Genomic DNA, 19563 nt, shown 5'->3' with positions numbered 1-19563 from the left:
TTGAGTAAAGTGCCGGAATAAGAGATCATAGTATCCATGTAGCTGTAAAATTCGCACTGTTTTGATACGAGGTAACCTTGATGAGTGATGCTGAAGCTCGTCCAACCAATTTTATTCGTCAAATCATTGATAAAGATTTGGCGGAGGGAAAACACACATCAGTCGTGACCCGTTTCCCGCCGGAGCCTAATGGCTATCTGCATATCGGTCACGCTAAGTCTATTTGCCTGAACTTCGGTATTGCACAGGATTATCAAGGTGAGTGCAATTTGCGCTTTGATGATACCAACCCAGAAAAAGAAAACGTTGAGTACGTTGACTCGATCAAACGCGACGTGCAATGGCTTGGCTTTGAGTGGGCAGGTAAAGAGCGCTATTCATCAGACTATTTTGATAAGTTGTACGGCTTTGCGGTTGAACTGATTGAAAAAGGGTTGGCGTATGTCGATGAATTGAGCCCAGATCAAATCCGCGAGTACCGGGGTACGTTGACAGAGCCGGGCAAGCCGAGCCCTTATCGTGATCGTGCGGTGGAAGAAAACCTCGCATTATTTGAAAAAATGCGCGCGGGCGAATTTGCCGAGGGCACTGCGTGTCTTCGCGCCAAAATCGATATGGCGTCACCTTTCATGGTGATGCGCGATCCGGTTATCTATCGCGTACGTTTTGCTCATCACCACCAGACGGGTGATAAGTGGTGTATTTATCCGATGTATGATTTTACCCACTGTATCTCGGATGCATTGGAAGGGATCACTCACTCGTTATGTACGCTGGAGTTCCAAGACAACCGCCGCTTATACGATTGGGTGTTGCAAAATATCACCATCGATTGCACCCCGCATCAGTACGAGTTTAGTCGCCTAAACTTGGAATACACGGTGATGTCGAAGCGTAAGCTCAACCAACTGGTGTCAGAGCAGCTCGTCAATGGCTGGGATGACCCACGTATGTTGACGATTTCTGGTCTACGTCGTCGTGGTTATACGCCAGCGTCTATTCGTGAGTTCTGCAAACGAATTGGTGTCACCAAGCAAGATAACATCATCGAAATGAGTGCACTGGAGTCGTGTATTCGCGATGATCTGAATGAACGCGCACCGCGTGCGATGGCCGTTCTAGACCCTATCAAGCTAGTGATTGAAAACAAAACGGATGACGTTGAATGGCTAAGTGCCCCTAACCATCCAAACAAACCAGAGATGGGACAGCGTCAGGTGCCTTTCTCTCGCGAGATCTGGATTGAGCGCGAAGACTTCCGTGAATCGGCTAACAAAAAATATAAGCGTTTGGTGTTGGATAAAGAAGTACGCCTACGTAATGCTTATGTAGTCAAAGCCGAGCGTTGCGAGAAAGATGAGCACGGAAACATCACTACGGTCTATTGTAGCTACGATCCAGAGACGCTAGGAAAAGACCCTGCGGATGGACGTAAAGTAAAAGGGGTAATCCATTGGGTATCGGCCACAGATGCTGTTCCGGCTGAGTTCCGCTTGTACGATCGCCTCTTTACTGTGCCAAATCCTGCAAGTGCAGAAAACTTCGTAGAGACGATTAACCCAGACTCTTTGCAAGTGATGCACGGGTACGTTGAGCCTAGCTTGAAAGACGCGCAGCCTGAAGCTGGCTATCAATTTGAGCGCACGGGCTACTTCTGTGCGGATAGCAAAGACAGTCGTGCGGATGCATTAGTCTTTAACCGTACCGTAGGCTTACGTGACACATGGGCGAAGATTGAAGGTAAGTAACCTTTGTCTTTACGCAACGAAAAAGCCGGCATGCATTGCCGGCTTTTTTATGGGTTTGTCCCGTCCTGAAATTCGTTGATATAAAGAGAGCTTCTTTATGACAACATCAAGTCACTCAAACTTTGATCATTCAGTCATCATTGTGAATCGAAGGATCGGCTTTACAGTCGCCCTCTTGGCAGTGACCATAGAGATACAAGCTATGGTTGGTAAGACGAACATTAAAACGACCGGCAATTTCCTTTTGACGCTCTTCAATCAAATCATCCGAAAACTCAATGACTTTACCGCAGTCAAGACAGACGAGGTGATCATGGTGGTGCTGAGTCGCTAACTCAAACACCGATTTTCCACCTTCAAAGTGGTGACGGGTGATAATGCCAGCATCATCAAACTGGTTGAGGACGCGGTATACCGTCGCTAGGCCAATTTCTTCGCCTAGATCAATCAACTTCTTATACAGGTCTTCGGCACTGATATGCTGGCAATCGGGCTGTTGCAGCACTTCTAGGATCTTGAGCCGTGGCAGCGTGACTTTTAGCCCAGCTTGCTTCAACGCCTGGTTATTGTCTGACATGTGTATCTACCTGTTTTCTGCCTGCGAGAGACAGTTTGATTAGCAAGGAAAATATTTATTAAGACTATCAAAATTGCTCGGCGCTCGCCACAGCAAGGAACGCTTAGACGAACGAATTTTGATCATTCTTGGTTGCAACAATGTTTTCGAGATGTAAATATTGTCTGGTAAGACCAGATAAGGACGTCAATCAGTTATGTATCGGTTCTATAAACCAAGAATTGTGAAGTGGGCATTAAATAGTTGGCCTCCCTTCTGGGGAGCGGGGATCCATATTGAGTCTATTAGTGACGACTTTAAGTGCGTCAATATGCGGTTAAAACTGCGCTGGTGGAACAAAAACGCGAATCGAACACAATATGGTGGCAGTATCTTTTCACTGACCGATCCTGTTTATGCCTTGATGTTAATGGGCATACTCGGTCCACAGTACCATGTGTGGGATAAACAAGCGGATATTAATTTCATCAAACCGGGCACTACCGACTTATTTGCTGACTTTGTGATTAGCGATGCAGTATTGCAAGACATTCAGCAACAGGCTGGAAGAGGGGATAAAGTGTTACCCGAGTTTGTTGTGCATGTCAAAGACGCGAAGGGGGAGGTGGTAGCTGAAGTGAAGCGCACCTTATATGTGAGGAAAAAACGTCAATACCGTGACCTAACCCAAGATGCCGCATAGAAAAAACGCCAAGAGAGTCTTGGCGTTTTTGTGGTTCATTGACGAGTTAGTCTTCTAATTCCGCCAAACACATTTCTTCGTAGACCTGTTTCACCCATTTGCTGACACGCTCATCGGTCAGTTCAGGTTGGCGGTCTTCATCCACGCACAAGCCGACAAAGTGATTGTCGTCCACCAAGGCTTTAGAGGCTTCAAACTCATAGCCTTCGGTTGGCCAATGGCCAATGATGGTCGCGCCTTTTGCTTCAACAATGTCACGTACCGTGCCCATTGCGTCACAGAAATATTCTGCATAATCTTCCTGATCACCACAGCCGAAGATGGCGACCAATTTGGTTGAGAAGTCAATTTGCTCAAGTTCTGGGAAAAAGTCATCCCAATCACACTGGGCTTCGCCATAGTACCAAGTTGGGATACCCAGCAGGAGAAGATCGAAGTTATCGATATCTTCTTTACTGCTTTTCGCAATATCCTGCACATGGACCATCTGTTTGCCCAGTTGCTTTTGAATGCTCTTTGCAATTGCTTCAGTGTTACCTGTGTCACTACCAAAGAAGAGACCTACACTCGCCATATAAAAAATACCCGTTTTTTTCAGTGGGTTGCTGTTTGCAACTAACTCGAATTAAAGAAAAAGCGGTGCTTTTTCACACTCCTATACGCTAGAGCGTACGTGGGATCATTCTCCGTTTAGGAAAGTCAGCCGATGCCAACACCTTCCCATACCAGTTGAATAACCCCTTTTGTAATAAAACCAACACAGCCTAGTGTGAGAACAAACCAGACAATACGTCGACCAAAAACTGGCACATTGCCTTCTTTAAGTACGTCTTTGATTGCCATTCCGATAAAAAAGAAAATGGCAGCAAAAACGAGGTCTAGGCCAATTTTTTCGAGCAATTGAAAGTGCTCGTAAAGCATGCGTGCCTCCATTGAGCACCGACATATGCGGCGCAATATACCACAAGGGTCACAGACCTGTTAACGCTCCCCTGGCATTAAAAAGCGCTCAATAACGTTGGCAACCACGGCAGGTTTTTCAGCATGTAGCCAATGGCCTGTTCCTGCCACCATGTGCGCTTTCGAATGCGGGAACTGTTCTATAATCGCATCACGATGCTCGGGCAAAATGTATTCAGATTGTTGCCCTTTTACAAACAGAGTCGGGCCTGAATACTGTCCGAATGCCTGCCAGCCCATAATATCGCGATAACCGTGATAAAGATTATCAATATTGAAGCGCCAGGCGTAGTGACCTTGATCGGTTTTATAGAGTGATTTCAATAAAAATTGTGTCACGCCTGGGTTTTCAATCGTCTCATCCATAATCGATTGTGCTTGTTGGCGACTAGTCAGGGGAGTGTCTTGGGTGCGTTTTAGCGCCGTAAACACCGCATCATGCCGGTTAACTTGATAGTCGACGGGGGCAATATCCATGACCACCAACTGTGTCACGCGTTCAGGAAAGCGCTGTGCGATAGCCATAGCAACTTTCCCGCCCATTGAGTGACCGACCAGCGTCACCTTGTCGAGTTGATGGTGATCCATCCATGCGACAACCGCATCCGACTGTGCCTGATAATCGACCTGCTTAGTATGATAGGACTGGCCGTGATTAGGTAGATCAATTTGATAAACACAAAAGTGATCAGCCAAGGTTTTTGCTAATCCGCCTAGATTGTCGAGATTGCCAAATAAACCGTGGATCAATACGAGCGGTGAGCCTTCACCGCGAGACTTTTCGTTTAATAACACGTTGCTTTTCTCTCAGATTACTGGCTTTGGCGTAGAGTATACCTATCTATCTCTGTATAATCGCCCCGTTAAACGACAAACAGGACTCGATGAAAAACAATGAAGACGATTGAGGTTGACGAGGAGCTATACCGGTACATTGCCAGCCAAACGCAGCATATTGGTGAGAGCGCATCAGATATTTTGCGCCGCTTATTGCTGTCGGATTCGGCGCAGCAGTCAACACAGCCTGCACCGACACCCTCTCGTTCCAGCGGCATCGTAGTGAGTAAAGATGCAGGACGCAGTGCGTCTGTTGATCGCGTTAAAGCGATGCGATCGCTATTGATCTCGGATGAGTTTGCAGCGCAAGAGCGTGCAATTGGCCGCTTTATGCTCGTTTTGACCACCCTATATCGTGTGGACCAGCAAGGTTTTGCTGATGGGATGGCACTAAAAGGACGTACCCGTCTGTATTTTGCTGACAATCAGCAAACGTTGTTAGAAAGTGGCAAAACCACCAAGCCGAAGCAAATTCCAGAGACACCTTTTTGGGTGATCACCAACACCAACACCGGCCGTAAGCGCCAAATGGTGGAGCAGCTGATGGAAAAAATGCAGTTCCCCAGCGATTTGATCGAAAAGGTTGTCAACGCGATTTAATCTATGCCACTCATGGGAGACGAGATTTATGGCAGTGCATCCCCAAGCAGGGCAGCGCGCAGACGCCGCTGATTTATGCAATATTCCAGCGCTAGTCACGCGCTTTTTTCAGGCCCAGCCAACCCCCGGCAACCCGGCGCAGCGCGTTGCGTTTGGAACATCAGGCCACCGTGGCAGTGCACTAAATACAACATTCAACCGTGATCACATTCACGCGATTGCTCAGGCCATCTGTGATGAGCGCCGTGCGCTTGGTATCACGGGACCTGTCTTTGTGGGTAAAGATACGCATGCGCTGTCCGAGCCCGCTTTCGGTGCCGTGGTTGAAGTATTGACGGCCAATCAGGTAGAGGTTATTGCGCAAGCAGATCAGGGCTATACGCCAACGCCGGGCATTTCCCAACAAATTCTGGCTTATAACCGTGATCATGCTGAGCAAGCGGACGGGATTGTGATCACCCCCTCACATAATCCACCGCAAGATGGGGGAATTAAGTACAACCCTCCGCATGGCGGCCCAGCAGAAGGGGCTATCACAAAATCGATTGAAGCACGAGCCAATGATTATATTGATGCCGGCTTAGAAGGCGTGAAACGGTTGGCTATCGACGAAGCACGAGCAAGCGCTTACTACCAAGAGCAAGACTTAGTGACGCCTTATGTCGCTGGGCTCGAGCGTGTCGTGGATATTAAAGCCATTCAAGCGGCAGGATTAAAACTGGCTGTTGATCCTCTGGGCGGAGCTGGGATTCGCTATTGGCAAAAAATTGCTGAGCATTATCAGCTCGATATTACCCTCGTGAATGAGAAAGTCGATCCGACTTTTGGCTTCATGCCTCTCGACAGCGACGGTGTGATCCGCATGGATTGTTCCTCACCCTATGCGATGGCGGGATTGTTAGCACACAAAGACCACTATGATCTTGCGTTTGGGAATGACCCTGATTTTGACCGCCACGGTATTGTGTCACCAGATGGCTTGATGAACCCTAACCATTACTTGGCGGTTTGTATTGATTATCTTTTCCGCCATCGTCAGCAATGGCCGAGTCGCTTAGGTGTGGGTAAAACACTCGTGTCGAGTGCCATTATTGACAAAGTAGTTGCGGATCTTGATCGAAAGCTGGTGGAAGTCCCGGTTGGATTTAAATGGTTTGTTGATGGCTTGCATCACTGCCAGCTTGGCTTTGGCGGCGAAGAAAGTGCGGGTGCCTCTTTCTTAACCTTGGATGGACAGCCTTGGTCGACCGACAAAGACGGCATTATTCTGTGTTTACTGGCAGCTGAGATCCTCGCGGTGACCGGCATGACACCTCATGCTTACTATCAAACACTGGTGAATAAGCATGGTGATCCCGCCTATAACCGTTTACAAGCGGTGGCGAACAAGCAGCAAAAGCAAGTGCTTAGCCAGTTAAGCCCTGAAATGGTGACCGCGGAGACGTTAGCGGGCGATATCATTACTGCAAAGCTGACTCACGCGCCAGGCAATGGTGAAGCGATTGGTGGCTTAAAAGTCGTCACTGACTCTGGGTGGTTCGCTGCTCGCCCCTCTGGTACGGAAGAGATCTACAAGATCTATTGTGAGAGCTTTAAAGGTGAGGCGCACCTGCGCATGATCGAAAAAGAAGCGCAACAGATCGTGGATAACGTTTTTGCTGAGCAAGGGGTATAACACGCCAAATATCCCCTCGCGCGTTGTAAAGGCCGTACCGTTAAGGTGCGGCTTTTTTATGTGCGTCTGGCGGCCACTATACTTTAGGCGGTTGAGTTTGAGGCCAGTCCGGGGTGACGACAAACCAGGGCGTGAGATACTCATCAACCAAATGACAAGTGCGTGTCAGCGAAGCCAACGCCGCTGTATCAAAGCGGGGTAAAGTATGAAAATCAGGGATGCTCAACCACTGATCGCGTGATAAAGACGCATAACGACGGTCTTGGGGTAAGGCATCAGGCCAGCACCACCAACCGGTAATACAATCGAGATTGACGCTGGGTGCATCTGGGAGTGGTGCGTTTTGGTGAAACGGCTGGTACAAACGGCCGTGGATACACAGTCGCTTCTTTTGCGGTCGCCATTGTGGGTGGTCGGCTAAAAAGCGGGGATGATCGGACATAGCAAGCTGATGGTTCATCATACGCGCAGCTTTAATGTCTAATGCATCTTTAGCATTTGGACCCAGCCAGCGACCTTGATGGGCAAGATAAAACTTTACTGCGACTTCCCAGTGTTCGAGTTGCTCACCATTTTCAATCAAGAAATCCACGGCGCCAACCGTTTTACCTGCATCATTAATCTGTATCTCTTCAGCAACCACATTAAGGTGAGGTTGCTGTGCAATCAGGTTTGCTAATAGCCATTGGTAGTAAAAGCCAATGCGGTGTGGTCCGCGATAAGACATCTCTGCCAAGGTGTTATCAGCGACTTGCCACGTCGAGGTATTGACCATGGGGAAATCCGCTGAGGATAACAAAGGCGGTTGGGAGCGAATCCAAGCCATATCCTTTGCGATTTGCTGCCGACGGGCAAACAGTAGTGATGTCGTCATTGTAATTTTATTACCTTGTTAATCGATTGTATCGTCGTAGCTGAACGATTTTTGCGCTAATATGTAGTAAACATACTAAACGGATGGTATACTTTCCTCACAACTGGTCAGATGAGTGAGGTTAGTCATGTATAAACCGTTCGATAAAACCCAAGTCGTTTTGCGTCGCAGCGCTGTTGTGGTTGCAGGTATTGTATGTGCGCCTACATTAGTGGTGCCACCTTTGGCATCGCGTATTTATAGTCATCTTCATCAAGTCTGGTTAAAAGATAGTACTAAGCCGGTCTGGCTGGCTGAGTCTGAGAAAGCGGGCGGTTTTTTATAAACATCACGCCTTACTGGTTGAGCGGCTAACGGAAACGTTAGCCGCTTTTTTATGTCGATTCCGCACGTTACACTAACATACAACATCTCAAAGCGACGAAAGAGACATCATGAATAACCTCGAACTCGAAGCAATCCTAAACGCAGAGCTAAAGCCCGATCAAATCAAAGACTATAGCCCGAATGGGTTACAAGTTGAGGGACGTGAGCAAGTACAAAAAGTGATTACCGGTGTCACGGCTTGCCAAGATCTGATCGATGCGGCGATTGAGCAGAATGCGGATGCCATCTTGGTACACCACGGTTACTTCTGGCGCGGTGAACCACAGCAAATTCGTGGCATGAAGTATCAACGGATCAAAGCGTTGATTGAAAATGGCATTAATTTATATGGCTACCATTTGCCGTTGGATATTCACCCTACCATGGGAAATAACGCACAGTTGGCTAAGCGATTGGGGATTGAGTTGATTGGCGGGTTAGAACCCGGTAACCCAGTATCGATTCCTGTTTACGGAAAGCTCTCGACGCCGATGACCTTAGCCCAGTTTGAACATCAAGTGGCGGCGGTGCTAGGCCGAGCCCCTTTGGTTATTGATGGCGGCCACACCCGTCGTATTGAAATGGTCGGTTTATGCACGGGCGGTGCGCAAGACTTTATCGACTTAGCGGCTAGCCAGAATATGGATGCCTATCTTTCAGGTGAGGTGTCAGAACGGACAACGTTCTCAGCGCGCGAGCAAGGTGTGCACTATATTGCCGCAGGCCATCATGCGACAGAGCGTTATGGTGTTAAAGCGCTGGGTGAGTGGTTGGCTGAACAGTATGGCCTAACGGTTGATTTTATTGATATCGACAACCCGGTATAAGTGATTGACGAAAACAAAAACGCCGCCTCGTTTAGGCGGCGTTTTTCTGCAAGCAAGGTGTTAGTCTCGCTGTTTCATTGGTGTGAATTCACGTTGCGTGTAGCCAGTATAGAGCTGACGCGGACGACCAATACGATTGTTGGGATCGGAGTGCATTTCATTCCAATGTGCAATCCAACCAATGGTTCGTGACATTGCGAAAATCACAGTAAACATCGACGTTGGAATACCAATCGCTTTGAGGATGATCCCCGAGTAGAAGTCCACATTCGGATACAGTTTCTTGTCGATAAAGTAATCATCAGACAGTGCAATACGCTCGAGCTCCATCGCCACATCGAGAAGTGGGTCTTGGATACTCAGTTCTTCCAATACTTCATGACAAGCTTCACGCATCACAGTAGCGCGAGGATCGTAGTTTTTATACACCCGGTGTCCAAAGCCCATCAAACGGAAAGGATCATCCTTGTCTTTTGCTCGGCCAATAAATTCAGGAATGTTATCGACATGACCGATTTCTTCTAGCATGCGCAAGCAGGCCTCATTGGCACCACCGTGAGCTGGCCCCCAAAGTGACGCGATCCCTGCGGCAATACACGCGAATGGGTTAGCACCTGAAGAGCCGGCTAGACGGACCGTCGAAGTGGACGCATTCTGCTCATGATCGGCATGCAGCGTAAAGATTTTGTCCATTGCACGCGCAACCACTGGGTTAACTTCATATTCTTCACAAGGCGTTGCAAACATCATGTGGAGGAAGTTCTCTGCGTAATCTAGGTCGTTGCGCGGATAGATGAATGGCTGGCCAATCGAGTACTTGTAACACATTGCCGCGAGTGTCGGCATTTTAGAGAGCAATCGGAAGGCGGTGATTTCGCGGTGCTGGTCGTTATTGATATCCAGTGAGTCGTGGTAAAAAGCAGCCAGTGCACCGACGACACCGACCATGACGGCCATAGGGTGAGCGTCACGACGGAACCCGTGGAAGAAACTCGCGATTTGCTCATGTACCATGGTGTGGCGCACGATTAACGAGCGGAATTCTTCATATTGCTTTTTCGTAGGGACTTCACCGTAAAGAAGGATATAACAGACTTCTAAGTAATCAGCGTTATTGGCGAGTTGATCAATAGGGTAACCGCGATGCAGCAAAACGCCTGCAGCGCCATCAATGTAGGTGATTTGCGATTCACATGATGCCGTGGCGACAAAGCCCGGATCAAAGGTGAAATATCCATTTGCACCTAATGCACGTACGTCCAAGACCTCTGGCCCGACAGTGCCCCCCATGATCGGCAGTTCGATTGGTGCTTGCCCTTCAATATGTAGGGTAGCTTTCTTCTCTGCCATAACAATCTCCTTTGTTATTTTATAATCCCATCCAGGATACGGACCCGACCGTTTTACCGATCGGCCTAGGTGATGTCAATTTTTAACCTAACGATGTGTGCGCGAGTTAATAACTTATTTGCAATGCGGGTTAAATATCTGTTGTGAGATTCCTGTCAATTTTGAGCGTTTGTAATTGCTTGTTACGCCGCGTATACTTTTGCGAGGTCTCTGGGCATATCAGTATCCTAGAGCGTTTAGGGGCTCAAACACCTTTCTAAATTGACGTGATCCATTTGCTCAAAGTTGCAGTTAATAGCAATAAGGTACGCAAAGCACGTTACACAGATGTTGCAGGTCTTACGCTTTGAGTACTGAGGTTCAGAGAGTGTAAATAACTATAAATGCTCAATGGAGCTGAGTGGGCAATATCGTGAAAGAAAGAAAGTCAAGACCCGTAAACCTCGACATTAAGACCATTCGTTTCCCCATCACAGCGATTGCGTCTATCATGCATCGAGTAGCAGGTGTCATCACCTTCGTCTCGATCGCCATCCTATTGTGGCTGCTTAGCCTGTCTCTCTCTTCACCTAGCGGTTTTGAAACTGCGTCTGCCATCGTCGATAGCTTCTTCGTTAAGTTTGTCCTTTGGGGCATCCTCACGGCGCTTGCCTATCACATCGTAGGTGGTATCCGCCACCTCATGCAGGATATCGGTTATTTTGAAGAGTTAGAATCGGGTGCGAAAAGCGCTCAGGTGGCATTTGCATTGACCGGCGTGTTGTCTGTACTGGCGGGGATTTTGGTATGGTAGCGAAAAACATTTCATCGGTGGGGCGTAATGGTGTACATGATTTTGTACTCATTCGGGCCACTGCGATTATCATCACACTTTACACACTTTATATGGTCGGATTTGCTGCATTTGGGCCGGACATTACGTACGCCTCATGGACAGCTTTTTTCGGCCAAACCAGCACTAAGGTGTTTACCATGCTGGCACTGGTGTCGATTCTCATTCACGGATGGATCGGTATGTGGCAAGTGTTAACTGACTACATCAAGCCTGCCTTGCTGCGTGGCCTCCTTCAATTGGGTGTAGTTGCCTTGCTGCTGATCTATGTGTTTGCCGGTTTCTTTGTACTGTGGGGTGTGTAAGTGAGTATTCCAGTTCGCGAATTTGACGCAATCGTTATTGGCGCAGGTGGTGCAGGTATGCGCGCCGCCCTGCAAATTTCTGAACAAGGCCTGTCTTGTGCGTTGTTATCAAAAGTCTTTCCGACTCGTTCTCACACTGTATCTGCGCAGGGTGGTATTACGGTAGCACTGGGTAACTCACACAAGGATAACTGGCAATGGCACATGTATGACACGGTGAAAGGGTCGGATTATATCGGAGACCAAAACGCCATCGAGTACATGTGTAAAACCGGCCCGCAATCGGTCATTGAACTCGAAAAAATGGGCCTACCGTTTTCGCGCTTTGAAAACGGCTCTATCTATCAGCGTCCGTTTGGTGGCCAATCGAAAGAGTTTGGCGGTGAACAGGCGGCACGTACAGCCGCAGCGGCAGACCGAACTGGTCATGCATTGCTTCACACGCTGTACCAGCAAAATATCAAAAATAAAACCACCATCTTCTCGGAATGGTATGCCCTCGACTTGGTGAAAAACCAAGACGGTGCGGTGGTTGGTGCCACCGCGATGTGCATGGAAACTGGTGAGATTTGCTACTTCAAATCTAAAGCGACCGTGCTTGCAACGGGCGGTGCAGGGCGTATTTATCAATCCACCACCAATGCGCACATCAACACGGGTGACGGTGTCGGTATGGCGTTGCGAGCAGGCGTTCCGATGCAAGACATGGAAATGTGGCAGTTCCACCCAACAGGCATTGCTGGTGCCGGTGTCTTGGTGACCGAAGGGTGCCGTGGTGAAGGTGGCTATTTGCTTAATAAAGACGGCGAACGCTTTATGGAGCGTTACGCGCCGAACGCAAAAGACCTTGCTGGTCGTGATGTGGTTGCACGCTCAATGATGATCGAAATCCGAGAAGGCCGAGGTTGTGACGGCCCTTGGGGTCCACACATCAAGCTTAAGCTAGACCACTTGGGTAAGGATGTTCTTGAATCACGCTTGCCAGGTATTTTGGACCTGTCTCGTACCTTTGCGCACGTGGATCCGGTCAAAGAGCCAATTCCAGTCATTCCAACCTGCCATTACATGATGGGTGGTATTCCAACGCAAGTGTCTGGTCAAGCGATCAAACAAGATCCAATGGGACACGACGTTGAAGTACAAGGCCTGTTTGCCTGTGGTGAGATCGCTAGCGTGTCTGTCCATGGCGCAAACCGTTTGGGCGGTAACTCATTGCTTGATCTGGTGGTCTTTGGCCGTGCAACGGGTCTACACCTTGGTGAAACCTTGGCCGCGCAAGTTGAAGCGCGTGATGCAAGCGAATCTGATATTGAAGCCTCTTTAGCGCGCTTGAACCGCTGGAACAGCACGCAAAAAGGCGAAGACCCTGTAGAAATCCGTAAAGATCTCCAAGCGTGTATGCAAGAAAACTTCTCGGTATTCCGCGAAGGTGAGGCGATGGAAAAAGGCCTCAAAGAACTGCAAGAAATCCGTGAACGTTTGAAAGTCGCACGATTGGACGATACGTCGACTGAGTTCAACACTCAGCGTATCGAGTGTTTGGAGCTGGAGAACCTGATGGAAACCGCTTATTCAACAGCGGTAGCGGCAAACTATCGTACCGAAAGCCGTGGTGCTCATGCACGCTTTGATTATCAAGAGCGTGATGATGAGAACTGGCTATGCCACTCCATCTACAATCCAGAAACGGAATCTATGTCGAAGCGCGACGTCAACATGGCGCCAGTGCATCGTGACGCTTTCCCACCGAAAGCGCGTACTTACTAAGGGGGTCGAAAACGATGAACGTTAAGTTTTCAGTCTATCGCTACAATCCAGATGTGGACGATGCGCCATACATGAAGGATTACACGCTCGACGTGCCTGAAGGGTCGGACATGATGCTATTGGACGCGCTCATTCAACTAAAAGAGCAAGATCCAACGTTAGCATTCCGTCGCTCATGTCGCGAAGGTGTGTGCGGTTCGGACGGCGTGAACATGAATGGTAAGAATGGATTGGCGTGTATCACGCCACTCTCATCACTGATGGACAAATCAGAAATTGTGATCCGTCCATTGCCCGGTTTGCCCGTTGTGCGTGACCTTATCATCGATATGAGTCAATTCTATGAGAACTACGAGCGGGTTAAACCTTACTTAATCAACGATGACACACCGCCATCACGTGAGAACTTACAAGCCCCTGAGGACCGCGCGGAGTTAGATGGCTTGTATGAGTGCATCATGTGTGCGTGTTGCAGCACCTCTTGCCCTTCTTTCTGGTGGAACCCAGATAAATTTGTGGGACCGGCAGGGCTGCTCGCGGCGTATCGTTGGTTAGCGGATAGCCGTGATACCGCGACTGAAGAGCGCTTATCTGATCTGGACGACGCTTTTAGTGTCTTCCGTTGCCACGGTATCATGAACTGTGTCAGTGTGTGTCCTAAGGGCTTGAACCCAACGAAAGCAATTGGACACATTAAGTCGATGCTGATTCAGCGTGGCGTTTAAAACGCTTTCGTACATTAACGTGAACTATAAAGCCCCGTCCACGGACGGGGCTAAATAACAGGTAACCCGGCTTAGAACCGGTGTTTGGATAAATAACTAGTGGTTAAGGGATAACAATGCAAAATGGCGTGATGAAGGCTTGGATGGAGTCTTCTCATTTGGCTGGCGCCAATGCAACTTACGTAGAAGACCTCTACGAACTGTACCTCAGTGACCCGGAGTTAGTTGATCAAGAATGGAGAGCGGTCTTTGACCAACTACCAGCGGTGAATGAAACCGCGGTAGAACAACCCCACTCTCGCGTTCGTGATTACTTTCGACGCTTAGCTACCGAGACAGCGCGTGCAAATGCCTCAGTCAATGACCCCGACGTAGACGCGAAACAAGTCAAAGTCCTTCAACTTATTAACGCATTTCGTTTCCGCGGCCATCAGCAGGCCAATCTTGACCCGCTGGGTTTATGGAAGCGTAATCAAGTACCCGATCTATCACCTGCTTTCCACTCACTTAACGAGCAGGATTTCAACGAAACCTTCAATGTCGGCTCATTTGCAATTGGTAAAGACAATATGCAGCTGGGCGAGCTTTATGAAGCACTGCAGAAGACCTATTGTGGGTCTATCGGTGCTGAATATATGCATATTACTGACACGGAAGAGAAACGTTGGATCCAAAGCCGATTAGAGTCTGTGGTTGGGCAGCCGCAATTCAACGAACAAGAAAAGCTGACCTTCCTAGAAGAACTGACCGCGGCTGAAGGACTAGAGCGCTATTTGGGCGCGAAGTTCCCAGGCGCAAAGCGCTTCTCTCTCGAAGGGGGGGATGCACTGATCCCGATGCTTAAAGAGCTCATCCGCCACGCTGGTGGTAAAGGTGCTCGTGAAGTGGTGGTCGGTATGGCTCACCGCGGCCGCTTGAACGTGTTGGTGAATGTGCTGGGTAAAAAGCCGTCAGAACTGTTTGACGAGTTTGCGGGTAAACAGGACGAAACCTGGGGCACCGGTGATGTGAAATATCACCAAGGCTTCTCGTCTGATTTTGCCACGCCAGGTGGTGATGTGCATTTAGCGCTTGCCTTCAACCCATCTCACCTTGAGATCGTCAACCCTGTGGTCATGGGCTCAGTCCGAGCTCGTCAAGATCGTCTCCAAGACGCCACCGGTTCGAGTGTCTTACCGATCACGATTCATGGTGATGCGGCGATTGCTGGCCAAGGGGTCGTGCAAGAGACCTTTAACATGTCTCAAGCGCGTGGCTTCCAAGTTGGCGGCACGGTACGTATCGTCATCAATAACCAGATCGGTTTTACCACCTCGAACCCAGCTGATTCTCGTTCTACGCAATACTGTACTGATATTGCCAAAATGGTGCAGGCGCCAATCTTCCACGTAAACGCGGATGATCCTGAAGCTGTTGCCTTTGTTTCTCGCTTAGCGCTTGATTTCCGTAACGAATTCCAGCGTGATGTGGTCATTGACTTGGTGTGTTATCGCCGTCACGGTCACAACGAAGCGGATGAGCCCAACGCGACACAGCCTATGATGTACCAAAAGATCAAGAAGCATCCGACACCGCGTAAGCTTTATGCGGACGTTCTTGATCAGCAGGGTGTTGCGAATCTTGAGAAAGCGACCGAGCTTATCAACGAGTATCGCGATGCGCTTGACCGCGGTGAATGTGTGGTCAAAGAATGGCGCCCGATGGCGTTGCACTCGGTTGATTGGACCCCTTACCTTGGGCACGATTGGACCGTAGAGTGGGCGAATAAGTTTGATGCTAAGCGTCTGAAAGAGCTCGGCCATCGGATTTGCCAATTGCCAGAAAGCCACAAGCTTCATAGCCGTGTCGCCAAGCTTTATAACGATCGTAAAGCCATGGTGGAAGGTGAGAAAAAGCTAGATTGGGGTATGGCGGAAACCTTGGCGTATGCGACGCTGGTGGATGATGGTAAACGTATCCGTATTACCGGCCAAGACTCCGGGCGAGGTACCTTCTTCCACCGTCATGCGGTCTTGCACAATCAAACCGACGGCAGTACCTATTTGCCACTGGCGAATATTCACGACAAACAAGGGCCATTCCAAGTGTTTGACTCTGTGTTGTCTGAAGAGGCGGTTCTCGCGTTCGAATATGGCTACGCGACGGCAGAGCCTGGTGGTCTCACCGTTTGGGAAGCACAGTTCGGTGATTTTGCCAACGGTGCGCAAGTGGTGATTGATCAGTTCATCAGCTCTGGGGAACAAAAATGGCGCCGTATGTGCGGATTAACCATGCTGTTGCCTCACGGCTATGAAGGACAAGGCCCAGAGCACTCATCGGCGCGTCTTGAACGCTATCTACAGCTGTGTGCCGAACAAAACATGCAAGTGGTCGTACCCTCAACGCCTGCACAGGTCTATCACATGCTGCGTCGCCAAGTGGTTCGTCCCATGCGTCGTCCGTTGATTGTGATGTCGCCTAAGTCGCTGTTGCGTCACCCGCTGTGTGTGTCGAGCCTTGAAGATTTATCTGATGGTGATTTCCTCCCCGCAATTGGCGAGATGGATGAGCTGGATGCGAACAAGGTTGAACGCGTCGTCATGTGTGCAGGCAAGGTGTATTACGACCTACTGGAAACGCGTCGTAAGTCGGAAATCGATAATGTGGCGATTATCCGTATTGAGCAGCTTTATCCGTTCCCATTGGATGCGGTGAAAGACGCTATCGCCCCTTACACCAATGCGAAAGACTTTGTGTGGTGCCAAGAAGAGCCTCAAAACCAAGGGGCTTGGTATAGCAGCCAACACAATTTCCGTGCGGCGATTCCAGATGATGCTACCTTAACCTACGCAGGACGAGAGGCATCAGCATCGCCAGCGGTAGGCTATATGTCCGTACACCAGAAACAACAAAAAGCGTTAGTCGAAGACGCTCTGACCCTCAAGTAAGAACTAGAACATTAAGGATAACTACGATATGACAATCGAAATTCTGGTTCCCGATTTACCCGAATCTGTGGCTGACGCAACGATTGCCACATGGCACAAACAGCCAGGTGACTCGGTAACCCGTGACGAAGTACTGGTTGATATTGAAACGGATAAAGTGGTACTGGAAGTGCCCGCGCCTGCTGATGGCGTGTTGGAGTCAATCATTGAAGATGAAGGGTCAACCGTGTTGGCGAAACAAGCCATCGCGAAGTTGAAAGAAGGCGCTGTGGCAGGAGAGCCGACCAAAGACGTGCCTGCTGAATCAGAAGCGTCACCGGATAAGCGCCATACAGCATCACTGGAAGAAGAATCTAATGATGCACTGAGCCCAGCCGTGCGTCGCTTACTGGCCGAGCATGATATCTCTCCTGATGCGGTGAAAGGCACAGGTGTGGGTGGGCGTATTACCCGAGAAGATGTTGATGCTTACCTGAAGAACAAGCCAAAAGGTGGCGAGCAAGACAAACCTGCACAAGACGTCCCTGCAGTGGCTGAGCGCGGTGAAAAACGTGTGCCAATGACACGTTTGCGTAAGCGTGTTGCTGAGCGCTTGTTAGAAGCGAAAAACAGCACCGCGATGTTGACCACGTTCAACGAAGTCAACATGAAGCCGATTATGGAACTGCGTAAGCAGTATCGTGATAGCTTCGAAAAACGCCATGATATTCGCCTCGGCTTCATGTCTTTCTATGTGAAGGCAGTGGTTGAAGCGCTCAAGCGTTACCCGGAAGTGAATGCGTCTATCGACGGTGATGACATCGTTTATCACAACTACTTCGATGTGAGCATGGCCGTATCAACACCACGCGGTTTGGTCACACCAGTGCTGCGTGATTGCGATAAGCTAGGCTTCGCAGATATCGAGAAAGGGATCCGTGATCTCGCGGTCAAAGGCCGAGACGGTAAGCTAACCGTTGATGAGCTAACCGGGGGTAACTTTACGATCACTAACGGTGGGGTATTTGGTTCGCTGATGTCGACGCCAATTATTAACCCACCTCAGGCAGCCATTCTTGGTATGCACAAAATTCAAGACCGCCCAATGGCGGTAGATGGCAAGGTAGAGATCCTACCAATGATGTACTTGGCGCTTTCCTACGATCACCGTCTGATTGACGGCCGTGAATCGGTTGGCTTCCTGGTTACCATCAAAGAGCTTCTTGAAGACCCAACACGTCTGCTATTGGACGTTTAACTGACTGGCCAGTACGTGATGTACTGGCTGTCAGCCGAGGGGACGGAGTCCCCTCATTTGGAAAGCACAAAGACACAATAATGGACATTAACACGGATAGAACATCATGAATCTGCACGAATATCAGTCAAAGCAGCTGTTCGCTGAATATGGTCTACCAGTTTCAGAGGGCTATGCTTGCGACACACCACAAGAAGCTGCCGAAGCAGCCGACAAAATTGGTGGCGACAAATGGGTCGTCAAATGTCAGGTCCACGCGGGCGGTCGCGGTAAAGCGGGCGGCGTAAAACTGGCTTCCTCTAAAGAACAAATTCGCGAGTTCGCACAACAATGGTTAGGTAAAAACCTCGTTACTTACCAAACAGATGCGAATGGCCAACCGGTTAGCAAAATTCTTGTTGAATCCTGCACTGATATCGCCAAAGAGCTATATCTCGGTGCGGTCGTTGACCGTGGCTCACGTCGCGTGGTTTTCATGGCGTCAACAGAAGGCGGTGTGGAAATTGAGAAAGTGGCGGAAGAGACGCCTGAATTAATTCACAAAGCCTCGATTGATCCTTTAGTCGGTCCTCAGCCTTATCAAGGCCGTCAACTGGCATTTAAATTGGGCCTTGAAGGTGAGCAAATCAAGCAGTTCACCAAGATCTTTATGGGGATTGCACAGCTGTTTCTTGATAAAGACGTCGCATTGGTTGAAGTGAACCCATTGGTGATTACGGATCAGGGCAACCTGCACTGCTTGGATGCAAAACTGTCGATTGATAGCAATGCGGTCTATCGCCAGCCACAGGTTCGCGCGATGCACGATCCAAGCCAAGAAGACGCCCGTGAGGCGCATGCGGCACAGTGGGAACTGAACTACGTTGCCCTCGATGGAAACATTGGCTGCATGGTCAATGGTGCAGGTCTTGCGATGGGCACCATGGATATTGTTAATCTGCACGGCGGTAGCCCTGCTAACTTCTTGGATGTCGGCGGTGGCGCGACGAAAGAGCGTGTGACTGAAGCATTCAAGATTATCCTGTCTGACAGCAATGTGAAGGCAGTATTGGTGAATATCTTCGGCGGCATCGTTCGCTGTGACTTGATTGCTGACGGCATCATTGGCGCAGTAGAAGAAGTGGGCGTGAAAGTGCCTGTTGTCGTTCGCCTAGAGGGCAATAATGCCGAAGTAGGTGCGAAGAAACTAGCCGATAGCGGCTTGAACATCATCGCGGCCACCTCACTCACAGAAGCCGCACAGAAAGTCGTTGCTGCAGCGGAGGGTAAATAAC

Annotated in this window: 19 protein-coding genes; 13 read left to right on the top strand and 6 right to left on the bottom strand. The window is 49.3% G+C overall.

Annotated elements, in window-relative coordinates; all coding sequences use genetic code 11:
* The first annotated feature begins 80 nt into the window (after window positions 1–80).
* Entirely contained in the window at window positions 81–1748 is a 1668-nt protein-coding gene (gene glnS, locus E8E00_RS08815; protein ID WP_096627744.1) for a glutamine--tRNA ligase, read from the top strand.
* Window positions 1749–1878: 130 nt separating this feature from the next.
* Here glnS and fcrX read toward each other — a convergent pair whose 3' ends face one another.
* Entirely contained in the window at window positions 1879–2325 is a 447-nt protein-coding gene (fcrX, locus tag E8E00_RS08810; RefSeq protein ID WP_096627746.1) for a ferric iron uptake transcriptional regulator FcrX, read from the bottom strand.
* A 196-nt stretch (window positions 2326–2521) separates the two neighbouring features.
* Here fcrX and E8E00_RS08805 point away from each other — a divergent pair, with 196 nt between their 5' ends.
* Window positions 2522–3007 (top strand): DUF4442 domain-containing protein, encoded by a 486-nt coding sequence (locus tag E8E00_RS08805; protein ID WP_069588692.1) that lies wholly within the window; start codon window positions 2522–2524, stop codon window positions 3005–3007.
* Window positions 3008–3053: 46 nt separating this feature from the next.
* On the opposite strand, the gene fldA is transcribed toward E8E00_RS08805, so the two are convergent.
* The 3 genes from fldA to E8E00_RS08790 form a co-directional block, all read right to left on the bottom strand.
* A complete protein-coding gene (gene fldA / locus E8E00_RS08800; protein WP_077455221.1) occupies window positions 3054–3581 on the bottom strand; it encodes a flavodoxin FldA in 528 nt (175 codons plus the stop codon).
* Between the two features lie 125 nt (window positions 3582–3706).
* A complete protein-coding gene (locus tag E8E00_RS08795) occupies window positions 3707–3928 on the bottom strand; it encodes a DUF2788 domain-containing protein (RefSeq protein WP_069588694.1) in 222 nt (73 codons plus the stop codon).
* Between the two features lie 60 nt (window positions 3929–3988).
* On the bottom strand, window positions 3989–4762 hold the full coding sequence (locus E8E00_RS08790; RefSeq protein WP_069588696.1) for an alpha/beta fold hydrolase: 774 nt from the start codon (window positions 4760–4762) through the stop codon (window positions 3989–3991).
* 99 nt (window positions 4763–4861) lie between these two features.
* On the opposite strand from E8E00_RS08790, the gene seqA reads away from it, so the two are divergent.
* Complete coding sequence (seqA, locus tag E8E00_RS08785; protein ID WP_077455219.1) at window positions 4862–5404, top strand: replication initiation negative regulator SeqA; 543 nt, start codon at window positions 4862–4864, stop codon at window positions 5402–5404.
* 28 nt (window positions 5405–5432) lie between these two features.
* Window positions 5433–7079: a phosphoglucomutase (alpha-D-glucose-1,6-bisphosphate-dependent) gene (gene pgm / locus E8E00_RS08780; protein ID WP_077640803.1), complete on the top strand. Its 1647-nt coding sequence runs from the start codon at window positions 5433–5435 to the stop codon at window positions 7077–7079.
* 76 nt (window positions 7080–7155) lie between these two features.
* On the opposite strand, the gene E8E00_RS08775 is transcribed toward pgm, so the two are convergent.
* On the bottom strand, window positions 7156–7953 hold the full coding sequence (locus tag E8E00_RS08775) for a DUF1853 family protein (protein WP_077640804.1): 798 nt from the start codon (window positions 7951–7953) through the stop codon (window positions 7156–7158).
* A 127-nt stretch (window positions 7954–8080) separates the two neighbouring features.
* On the opposite strand from E8E00_RS08775, the gene E8E00_RS08770 reads away from it, so the two are divergent.
* Window positions 8081–8278, top strand: coding sequence for a DUF2517 family protein (locus tag E8E00_RS08770; RefSeq protein ID WP_069588700.1), 198 nt, complete (start codon window positions 8081–8083; stop codon window positions 8276–8278).
* Between the two features lie 109 nt (window positions 8279–8387).
* The gene (locus E8E00_RS08765; RefSeq protein ID WP_096627749.1) at window positions 8388–9146 is read left to right on the top strand and encodes a Nif3-like dinuclear metal center hexameric protein; all 759 of its coding nucleotides are present in this window, start codon (window positions 8388–8390) and stop codon (window positions 9144–9146) included.
* A gap of 60 nt (window positions 9147–9206) precedes the next feature.
* Here the strand turns inward: E8E00_RS08765 and E8E00_RS08760 are convergent, their stop codons facing one another.
* Window positions 9207–10496 (bottom strand): citrate synthase, encoded by a 1290-nt coding sequence (locus E8E00_RS08760; RefSeq protein ID WP_069588389.1) that lies wholly within the window; start codon window positions 10494–10496, stop codon window positions 9207–9209.
* A gap of 400 nt (window positions 10497–10896) precedes the next feature.
* On the opposite strand from E8E00_RS08760, the gene sdhC reads away from it, so the two are divergent.
* From sdhC to sucC, 7 genes are all read left to right on the top strand, one after another.
* Window positions 10897–11289, top strand: a complete 393-nt coding sequence (gene sdhC / locus E8E00_RS08755; protein WP_069588388.1) for a succinate dehydrogenase cytochrome b556 subunit — start codon at window positions 10897–10899, stop codon at window positions 11287–11289.
* Complete coding sequence (gene sdhD / locus E8E00_RS08750) at window positions 11283–11633, top strand: succinate dehydrogenase, hydrophobic membrane anchor protein (protein ID WP_069588386.1); 351 nt, start codon at window positions 11283–11285, stop codon at window positions 11631–11633. The genes sdhC and sdhD overlap by 7 nt, the downstream gene beginning before the upstream one ends.
* Window positions 11634–13400, top strand: a complete 1767-nt coding sequence (sdhA, locus tag E8E00_RS08745; RefSeq protein WP_069588384.1) for a succinate dehydrogenase flavoprotein subunit — start codon at window positions 11634–11636, stop codon at window positions 13398–13400. It begins immediately after the preceding gene.
* 14 nt (window positions 13401–13414) lie between these two features.
* Entirely contained in the window at window positions 13415–14125 is a 711-nt protein-coding gene (locus E8E00_RS08740; RefSeq protein WP_069588383.1) for a succinate dehydrogenase iron-sulfur subunit, read from the top strand.
* Between the two features lie 116 nt (window positions 14126–14241).
* Complete coding sequence (gene sucA / locus E8E00_RS08735) at window positions 14242–17052, top strand: 2-oxoglutarate dehydrogenase E1 component (RefSeq protein ID WP_096627752.1); 2811 nt, start codon at window positions 14242–14244, stop codon at window positions 17050–17052.
* Window positions 17053–17080: 28 nt separating this feature from the next.
* Window positions 17081–18289, top strand: coding sequence for a 2-oxoglutarate dehydrogenase complex dihydrolipoyllysine-residue succinyltransferase (gene odhB, locus E8E00_RS08730; protein WP_077640807.1), 1209 nt, complete (start codon window positions 17081–17083; stop codon window positions 18287–18289).
* Window positions 18290–18395: 106 nt separating this feature from the next.
* Window positions 18396–19562, top strand: a complete 1167-nt coding sequence (sucC, locus tag E8E00_RS08725; RefSeq protein WP_069588378.1) for an ADP-forming succinate--CoA ligase subunit beta — start codon at window positions 18396–18398, stop codon at window positions 19560–19562.
* Window position 19563: the final 1 nt, after the last annotated feature.

The sequence above is a fragment of the Salinivibrio sp. YCSC6 genome (assembly GCF_004916735.1).
GTDB lineage: Bacteria > Pseudomonadota > Gammaproteobacteria > Enterobacterales > Vibrionaceae > Salinivibrio > Salinivibrio proteolyticus.
This window is presented reverse-complemented; position numbering and strand designations above follow the sequence as displayed.